The sequence below is a fragment of the Paraburkholderia sp. genome, from assembly GCF_034668105.1.
GTDB lineage: Bacteria > Pseudomonadota > Gammaproteobacteria > Burkholderiales > Burkholderiaceae > Paraburkholderia.
The window spans coordinates 1-8,428 of record NZ_JAXDPY010000384.1 but is presented as its reverse complement, the minus strand read 5'-3'; the positions used below and the strand labels follow the sequence as shown (position 1 = coordinate 8,428).

9 protein-coding genes and 1 pseudogene are annotated in these 8,428 nt (G+C 61.9%); 7 read left to right on the top strand and 3 right to left on the bottom strand.

All coding sequences use genetic code 11. The annotated features are described in order from the left end of the window. Positions 1-23: 23 nt before the first annotated feature. Positions 24-755 (top strand): ProQ/FinO family protein, encoded by a 732-nt coding sequence (locus QOC89_RS17195; RefSeq protein WP_323046115.1) that lies wholly within the window; start codon positions 24-26, stop codon positions 753-755. 41 nt (positions 756-796) lie between these two features. On the opposite strand, the gene QOC89_RS17190 is transcribed toward QOC89_RS17195, so the two are convergent. After that, positions 797-2,137: a TAXI family TRAP transporter solute-binding subunit gene (locus QOC89_RS17190; protein ID WP_323046114.1), complete on the bottom strand. Its 1,341-nt coding sequence runs from the start codon at positions 2,135-2,137 to the stop codon at positions 797-799. A 289-nt stretch (positions 2,138-2,426) separates the two neighbouring features. On the opposite strand from QOC89_RS17190, the gene QOC89_RS17185 reads away from it, so the two are divergent. The 3 genes from QOC89_RS17185 to QOC89_RS17175 all read left to right on the top strand — a co-directional run bounded on the left by QOC89_RS17185 (position 2,427) and on the right by QOC89_RS17175 (position 4,268). Then, complete coding sequence (locus QOC89_RS17185; RefSeq protein ID WP_416340411.1) at positions 2,427-2,861, top strand: DUF2946 domain-containing protein; 435 nt, start codon at positions 2,427-2,429, stop codon at positions 2,859-2,861. Positions 2,862-2,965: 104 nt separating this feature from the next. Then, positions 2,966-3,862 (top strand): hypothetical protein, encoded by an 897-nt coding sequence (locus QOC89_RS17180; protein WP_323046113.1) that lies wholly within the window; start codon positions 2,966-2,968, stop codon positions 3,860-3,862. A gap of 25 nt (positions 3,863-3,887) precedes the next feature. Continuing rightward, positions 3,888-4,268: a copper resistance CopC family protein gene (locus tag QOC89_RS17175; protein ID WP_323046112.1), complete on the top strand. Its 381-nt coding sequence runs from the start codon at positions 3,888-3,890 to the stop codon at positions 4,266-4,268. A 1,109-nt stretch (positions 4,269-5,377) separates the two neighbouring features. Here the strand turns inward: QOC89_RS17175 and QOC89_RS17170 are convergent. Further along, complete coding sequence (locus QOC89_RS17170; RefSeq protein WP_323046111.1) at positions 5,378-5,683, bottom strand: single-stranded DNA-binding protein; 306 nt, start codon at positions 5,681-5,683, stop codon at positions 5,378-5,380. Between the two features lie 268 nt (positions 5,684-5,951). After that, entirely contained in the window at positions 5,952-6,866 is a 915-nt protein-coding gene (locus tag QOC89_RS17165; RefSeq protein WP_323046110.1) for a LysR family transcriptional regulator, read from the bottom strand. A gap of 139 nt (positions 6,867-7,005) precedes the next feature. Here QOC89_RS17165 and QOC89_RS17160 point away from each other — a divergent pair, with 139 nt between their 5' ends. From QOC89_RS17160 to QOC89_RS31905, 3 genes and pseudogenes are all read left to right on the top strand, one after another. Continuing rightward, positions 7,006-7,749, top strand: coding sequence for an SDR family oxidoreductase (locus QOC89_RS17160; protein ID WP_323046109.1), 744 nt, complete (start codon positions 7,006-7,008; stop codon positions 7,747-7,749). 17 nt (positions 7,750-7,766) lie between these two features. Then, entirely contained in the window at positions 7,767-8,000 is a 234-nt protein-coding gene (locus QOC89_RS31910) for an SDR family NAD(P)-dependent oxidoreductase (RefSeq protein WP_416340410.1), read from the top strand. 7 nt (positions 8,001-8,007) lie between these two features. After that, positions 8,008-8,428: pseudogene (locus QOC89_RS31905) on the top strand (hypothetical protein); the annotation flags it as partial.

Genomic DNA, 8,428 nt, shown 5'->3' with positions numbered 1-8,428 from the left:
TCTTTATCGATTGATTGTGCGCTATGGGTTTCGAACAACTCGCTGAATTGAAGAAGCAACTGGCTGCGGCACGCGCCGAAGCCGCGCCTGCGGCCAAGCCCGGCGCCAAGCCTGTCGCCAGGACCGGCGCGAATCCCGTCGCCAAGCCTGGCGCGAATCCCGGTGCGAAGCCCGCCCGCAAGCCGGCGCCGCCGCGCCGCGCCGCGCCCCCTGCCAAGGTCGACGCGAAGCCTGTGGACCCGGTGGTGAAGTCGATCGGTAAACTGCAAAAGCGCTTCCCGAACGCGTTCCCGAAGAATCCGGCCCCCAAGCTGCCGCTCAAGGTCGGCATCTTCGAGGACCTCGTGGTTCACGCGAAGGAGCTATCGCTGAGCGAAGCCGAGTTGCGCGACGCAATCAAAACCTGGTGCCGCGGCAGCCGCTACTGGAACTGCCTGGTCGAAGGCGCCGCACGCGTGGATGTCACGGGCAGCGAAGCAGGCAAGGTGACGGCGCAAGAAGCGGCCGGCGCGCAGCGTCTGCAGGCGCATCGCGCGGGCCGGGGCGCGGCGAAAGCAGCCGCCGCGTCGGCGGATGCGTCCGCCAATGCCACGGGCACCGCGCTCGCGTCGGGTGCTTCAGCGGATACAGCAACGCAAGCCGCGACCCTCCCCCAAGGCGACGCGGCCAGCCAGCCGCAACCTGCCTCGACGGACAACCCGGCCGCCGAATCGACAACGCCGCCGGCGGCACCATCGGCCTCCACAAAAGCATAAAAGACGCAAGCCCGAGACCAGGCCCGCCGCCCGGCCCCGGGCTAGCGGCCGTGCGCCGCCGCCAGCCGGCTGCGCACGAAGCCGACGTGCTCACGCAGCACATAGAACGCATCGGCGTATGCAAGCGGCATGCGCAAGCGGTCAAGCGACGCTTCGATCTGATCGAGTTCCGCGACCAATCGCTTGCGCTCTTCGTCAGTCGAGTCGGCGAGCGCGCCGCGCTCAATCGCAATCAGCGCACCGTAATAACGATAGATACGCGAGCGTACGCGCCACCGGTACAGCGCCGGGATCAGCCGCATCGCCGGAAAGAGGAGCACCGCCACCGGCAGCAATAGAACGAGCGTGCGGTCGCCGATGCTCGCGAGCCAGAACGGCAGCGCACGGTATAAAAAGCTCTTGCCGGTCTTGTAGTAGCGCTGCGCGTCTTCGCTGATCTGATATTCATGGGCGACCGGACTCGGGAATTCCCCCGCGCGCTGCAAGAGCCCAGGCATGCCGTGCACCTCCTGTGCGGCCTCGATCAATAAGTCGGAAATGGCCGGATGCAGGCTGGTTCGGGCCACGAGCTCAACCGTCGGACTGATCAGATGAATGGTCTCGGGCGGAATTCTGCGCTTCAGATCCAGCACGCCCGGTGGTAGATCGAGTTCGTCGAGATAGGGAAAGAGGCGCGTATAGGCGCTGGCTTCGTCGAAATTCATCACGGAGATGCCGGGCACTTTCAAGAGCCTCAACATCAGGCCGCGCGTGGCGGAGTCGCCGTTCAGAATCGCCGCGTCGACTTCGCCGGCCACCAGTTTGGTGGCGGCCTGCAACCCATCGCTTGGTACCAGCACGGTGTCGCCGCCCGGTTCGATGCCATTCGCGTCCAGCAGTTTGAGCGAAAGCAGCCGGGTGCCGCTGCCTTCGCGGCCGATCGCAATCCGTTTGCCTTCCAGTTCCGACAGCTTGCTTAAGCCCGTGCCGCGATAGAACACCACCACCGGGATATAGAAAACGCTGCCGAGCGACATCAGCGACGACGTATCGAGCCCATCGGCCACGCCGCCTTGCACGAGCGCGAGATCGACATGCTGTTTCGGATCCAGCAGACGATGCAGGTTCTCCACCGAGCCGTCGGATTCCAGCACCTTCAGCGCGATGCCGTTCCGGGCAAGGATTTTCTTGTACTGATCCGCGGCGACGAGGAACGAACTGTCGTGCGGGCCCGCGCTTATCGTGATGGTTTTCGGCGGCGCCGGATCGACCACCCAGACGATCAGCGTGACCATAGCCACGACAAGCGCGGCCACGATGACGTAAGACAGCGTGTGATCGCGCCACTCCGCATGCAAATGATCGCCGGGAAAATGTGCAGGACGCGGGCGATGCGCTTTCATGGACACTCCATGCCGATAGCCGGGATGACGCATTGTCCACTGTCGGCGGCGGAATTGCCGCTGGCAGTTTGCTCTATTGACCGTGTGGGGTTGCCGGTCCATTGCACGGTGAATGTGCCTGTTTTCGCAGCAGTGCAACGGCGCAACGACATAACGGCGCAAGGACACAACGACGGCCTGCGTGGCGCATAGGGAAAATGTCCGGAATCAGCGTCGCTTCATCGAACTCGACGTGCGGTAGGCCGTGGCATAATTCGCGACAGCTTCTAATCGTGTCGCTGAGCGCATCTTGAGTCGTTTCCATCGGAAGATCGGCAGTTGGCTGGGATTGTTTGCGATCCTGATGGCCACGCTCGCGCCGACGATCTCGCATTCGCTCGCTGCGCGCGAGGTCGGCGACACCGGCATGGAAAGCGAGCATTGCTCGATGCCGGAGATGGCGTCGATGCGGTCCATGGACTCCATGCCGCCGATGGCCTCGATGCCGGATCAGGCATCGGACGGCTCCGGCAGTAAACACACTCAGCACCCGGCCATGTCCGACGGCGACGCCTGCGGCTATTGCAGCCTGCTGGCTCACATGCCCGTGATGCCTGGTGTCGAGGCGCTGTTCTCCGTTACTGTCCGCGCGACGCAGCACACCGTCGCCACCCGCTTCGAGAGCGTTCACCGCGTCGAACCGCTTACCTTCGCGCAACCTCGCGCCCCACCGTTCACGTCCTGATTCGAGTCGCACCGGCGCGATGCATGACCGCATCGCGATGCCGCCGCACGTCCGTCGCTGGACGCGCGCGCCTGCATCGTCACGACCCATGAACAGGATGAACCATGCAAACCCAAGCAACGCGCAGCGCGATGCCGCTGCGCGCGAGGTCGCTCGTCGCGACTGCCACGAGCCTATTGCTCTTCGCTCCATCACTTGCGAGTGCCCACGCGATTGCGGGTGATCGCGTTTTTCCGTCGACGATGGCCGTCGACGACCCCGGCGTCGGCGACGAAGCCAACTTCGAGTACGGCCACCAGCGTGTACCGGGCGACAACGGCGACCAAAGCATCAATACCTTCGACTTCGAATACGACAAGCTGATCACGCCGCGGCTTGCGGTGTCGGTTGACGGCACGTATGCGATGCAGAGCAATCCGAAGGCACGCGGCTTCGACAATTTCGGCGTTGGTTTGAAATACCTGCTGTACGTCAACGAGGAACACGAGTTCATGACGTCCGTCGGTGTGAACGCGGAACTCGGCGGCACGGGAAGCCGTGCGATCGCGGACAATTTTTCGACGATCTCACCGACGATCTATGCGGGCAAGGGCATGGGCGATCTTCCCGACTCGCTCGCCTATTTGCGGCCGATCGCGATCACGGGTGAGGCCGGCCCGGCGCTGACGACAGGCGCGGGGCAGCCGAACGCCTTTAACTATGGCTTCACGGTGCAGTACAGCTTGCCGTATTTGCAGCAGCACGTGCACGACATCGGCTTGCCCCAGCCGTTGGCGAACGTTATTCCGCTGGTGGAGATTCCGCTGTCGAGAAGCCAGGGGCAGACGACCGGCACGGTCAATCCGGGTTTCATCTGGATCAATCGCTATGGCCAGTTCGGCATTGAAGCGCAGATCCCGATCAACCACGCTAGCGGCTCGCATGTGGGCGTGCTGGTGCAGGCCCACATTTTCTTCGACGATGTCGCGCCGACCACGATCGGCAAACCTCTCTTCCAGTAACGCGGCAACCTAGTAGGAGTAAGCGATGAAAAACGCTCGACATAACTGGCTGAGGGCGGCAGCGAAGGTGCCGTTGATGATTGCCGGCCTGGTGTTTGCGAGTGCCGCTTTTGCTCATGTTTTTCCGGCGAAACAGGAGCCGGGTGCGGGCACGACGGTGGCGTCGCCTTCGCAGGTCCGCGTGATGTTCGACGGGCCGCTTGAGCCGTCGTTCAGTTCGCTGACTGTGACCGATGCGAATGGCAAGCAGGTTAATACGGAGAAGTCCGCGGTCGATGCGCATCAGGCGGCACTCATCGTGGTGCCGTTGCCGCCGCTTGTCGCGGGGCGTTATACCGTGCATTGGGTGGCTGTGGCGTCCGATGGGCATCGGACGCATGGGGATTATGGGTTTGAAGTGAAGTAGGAAGGTTGCCTCCGGCGGTGGGTTTTGGTTGTGTGCCTGCGGCGTTGGGCTTTGTCTGGTTTGTTTGCCTGCGCGGCGCTTTGGTTTTGTTTTTATGGCGTGGGACTTTTGTTGATCTGGGTTCCAGAGCTGGGCTTGTTGTCTGTTTGCCTGCGGCGTTGGCCTTTTCTTGCTTTGTTATCGGTCTATTAGTGTTGCCCCTGTGCGGGGCGGCACTTACTTTCTTTGCCGCCGCAAAGAAAGCTAAGCAAAGAAAGCGGCTCAACCCGCCAGCCCATAAGCGGGTCCCCCGCACAGTCACGGTAGTGGTGCATCTGGAATCCGTGTTCTCGCACATTCAGCCCCGGTGACCAGGCCGTCATACTTCCCGCCTCGCACTGCGTGCTCGCCGGAAGGGGCGGCCGAGAACAAGTGGCTTCGTTCGTGCAAGCCGGGGGCGCCTAGGGCGCTGGACTCGCTTCACCAACCACTCATCAGCTCGTCCCCCACTGCGCGCGTGGCGAGGCAGAGGCAGAGGCAGAGGCAATACACACTGCGCTACGGCGTCAAACGAACTATGAGCGCGAAAACGCAACGGACGGCTTTAAGAGTACCCGCTGCGAAAGCGCGGCGATGTCTTTAAGAAGTACTCCTCGGCGAAACCGTGAACGCGAAAGCGCGGCGGACCGTTTTAAGAAGTAACCTTCGGCGGCAGCCTGAACGCAAAAAACAGCAGGTGGTTTTGAGAAGTACCCTTCGGCGCGCGTAGCGCCGCCGGAAGTATGACGCCCTTGTCACTCACGTCGAATGTGCGGAAACACAGATTCCAGATGGACCACTACCGTGACTGTGCGGGGGACCCGCTTATGAGCTTGCGGGTTGAGCGGCTTTCTTTGCTTATCTTTCTTTGCCGCGGCAAAGAAAGTAAGTGCCGCCCCGCACAGGGGCAACGCTAATAGACCAATATCAATTCAAGGAAAGGCCAAAAACCCAGATCAAGAAAAAACCAAAACCATAAAATCACGGACCAAACAAACGCCGCGCGGACAACCACTTCAAGGAAGGGCCAACGCCGCAGGCCGACGGACAAACAGACAGACCAAACAAGCGCCGCACAGGCAAAAAACCCATCACCCTTCCCCCCGATACCCCACAAGCACTTTATGTGCAACCATATCCATAGCAGCCTTAACCAACCCATTCTTGTCAGTCCAAACCTTGGGCGTCAACGCCCCACTCAACGCGACACTATCTGCATCAGCAATCGCCAGCAGTGCCGCCTGCACATCATCATCAAACGCAATCACATTGACGAAAATCGTATCGCCGTCGTTGGTGGTCGCCCGCACCTTGCAGGTCACGAACCGCTTCCCGTTCTGTCCCGTGCGAATCTGTGCCTCGCCGTACAATCGCCCGCCCACCAGTCCATCGATCATCGCCCTGCTCCTGTTATTCCGTACCGTGCAAAAAGCAATATCGCCCAGCACGGCACACATGATCCCACGATAACCCGCTCACCCCGCACGAAACAACGCACAAAACAACCCACAAAACAACGCACCGCCCGCGCATCACGCGAACCTCATCGACACAACACACCAGACGCCTGGCCAACCCAGGTTGCAGCAACGGCTCGGCTCATCATCGCAACATCCGTCCAACATACGTCCAACATTCGTCCAACATACCTCGAACATACGTCCCTCATGATCCCCGCGTCCCCGTCTGCACACTCGCGGCCTCAAAAATATCGCGCAGCCACTGCGCAAACACCCGCACCCGTGAAGACAGCTGACGATTCTGCGGATACAGCACCGAAACCGGCATCGGCGGCGGCGGGAAGTCAGCAAGGATGATCTTCAGGCGCCCCGCTTCCAGCTCCCCCGCCACCCGGTACCGCGGCACCTGCACGATGCCGAGCCCCGCTATCGCCGCGCCTGTGTAGAGATCGGCACCCGTCACCGACACCGCCGACGGCAAGTAGCTAGCCGTATCGCGGCCGTCGACTCTGAATTCGAGCGGCACCGGCTTGCCGGTCGCACTGGACAGATAATTGACCGCCCGATGCATGGACAAGTCCGCCGGATCGCCCGGCTCGCCATACGCGTCCAGATAAGCCGGACTCGCCACCGTCACTTGCGGCAGTTGCGCCACGCGCCGCCCCACCATCGACGAATCCTGCAGATTGCCCGCCCGCAACACGCAATCGATCCCTTCGCGCACCAGATCGACCAGCCGGTCATCCTCGCCGATCGTCAGCTCGATATCGGGAAAACGCGCGAGAAACGCAGGCAGCGCCGGCACGATGAAGTGCCGCGCCAAGGTGCCCTGCAAATTCACGCGCAACAGCCCCTTCGGCGCGAGGTTGGAAAACGAGCCCTCCGCCTCCTCCATATCGGCAATCAACCGCACGCAGCGCCGGTAATACGCCTCTCCGTCGTGCGTAAGCCGCACCGAGCGTGTAGTGCGCTCGAGCAGCCGCGCGCCGAGCCGCTGCTCCATGCGCTTCATCAAATTAGTGACGGTGGCGCGTGGAATCTGCAGATCGTCAGAAGCGCGCGTGAAGCTCTGCCGTTCGGCAATCCGCACGAACACCCGCATTTCCTCGAAACGATCCATGTTCAACGCCTCTACGGCCGGTTCATCGGCCAATTATTAAAGTAAATGGAATGATGATGGCAAGTCTAGCCCGATTATCTCAGCATCGAAAGCGTCCATGATTCATCTCACCAACCCACTACACAGAAGGAAACGAATCATGAACACGACCCAGCACACGCGAGTCGCCATCGTTACCGGCGCATCCCGCGGCATTGGCGCAGCCGTTGCGCAACGCCTCGCCAAGGATGGTTTTGCGGTGGCCGTCAATTACGCATCGAGTTCGACCGAGGCTGATGCGCTCGTTGCGGAGCTCACGGCAGCGGGCACCCGAGCCATCGCGGTGAAAGCCGATGTAGCGAAAGCCGACGACGTGCGTCGCCTGTTCGAGACCACCGAACAGCAGCTCGGCAAAGTGGATGTGCTGGTCAACAACGCCGGCGTGCTGAAGACGGTGCCGCTGGCCGACACCACCGACGCGCTGTACGACCAGACTTTCGACATCAACGTGCGCGGCACCTTCAATACCCTGCGCGAAGCGGCCGCACGGATGAACGACGGCGGACGCATCGTCAACTTCTCCAGCACCACACTGGCGCTGAACATGCCGGGCTATGCGATCTACAACGGCACCAAGGCGGCCGTCGAGGCATTCACGCACGTGTTCGCCAAGGAACTGCGCGGCCGCAACATCACCGTCAACGCTGTTGCGCCCGGCCCAATCGCGACCTCACTGTTCCTCGACGGCAAGACTGAAGAACAGATTCAGACCTTCGCGAAGATGCCGCCGCTGGAACGCCTCGGCCAGCCCGACGACATCGCCTCGGTGGTGTCCTTCCTCGCCGGCCCGGACGCGGCCTGGGTCAATGGCCAGATCCTGCGCGCCAACGGCGGTGTGGCTTAAGGCGACGTGAAGAGGCTGTGGGGATCAGCAGCACGACCATCAAGGGCGGCTTCCCGCCGTTCCTCGGCCCCTACGGCGCTGCAAAAGCCGCGATGGATTCTTTGGCGGTCACGCTCGCTTACGAAATCGCGCGCTTCGGTATCGAAACCTCGATCGTGGTGCCGGGTGCGTTCACCAAAGGCACTGCGCACTTCCCGAGCGCGGGACAAACCGGCCGATGCCGAACGCGCGGCGGCGTACGCACGCTATGACGGCGTGATGGATCAGATCGGCGAGCGTCTGTCCGAACTCACACCGGAGCACGCCGATCCGCAAGCAGTGGTCGATGAAATCGTGCGGATCACCGCATTGCCTTCGGGTCAGCGGCCAATGCGCTCGGTGATCGACTTCGTCGGTGACGGCGCGCGTGAAGTGCTCGACGTCTCGGAGCACGTGCGCATTGAATTCGCAAGGCGGATCGGCATGGCGATCTGCTCGAAGCGAAGATCAAGCGTTGATCAACGCACGGCGGCGAGGACGCTCCGGCCGAACTCGCCAGCTAGCAAGTCGAGCCGGAGCGAGTCGTTATCCGGTGGCTACGCCGGGCAGCGCTTAAACCGCCTTCGGATTACGCTCCGCAAATCCTTCCTGATGCCAGTACGGATACGCGGGACGTACAGCGCTGGCAGCGTCGAGCTTC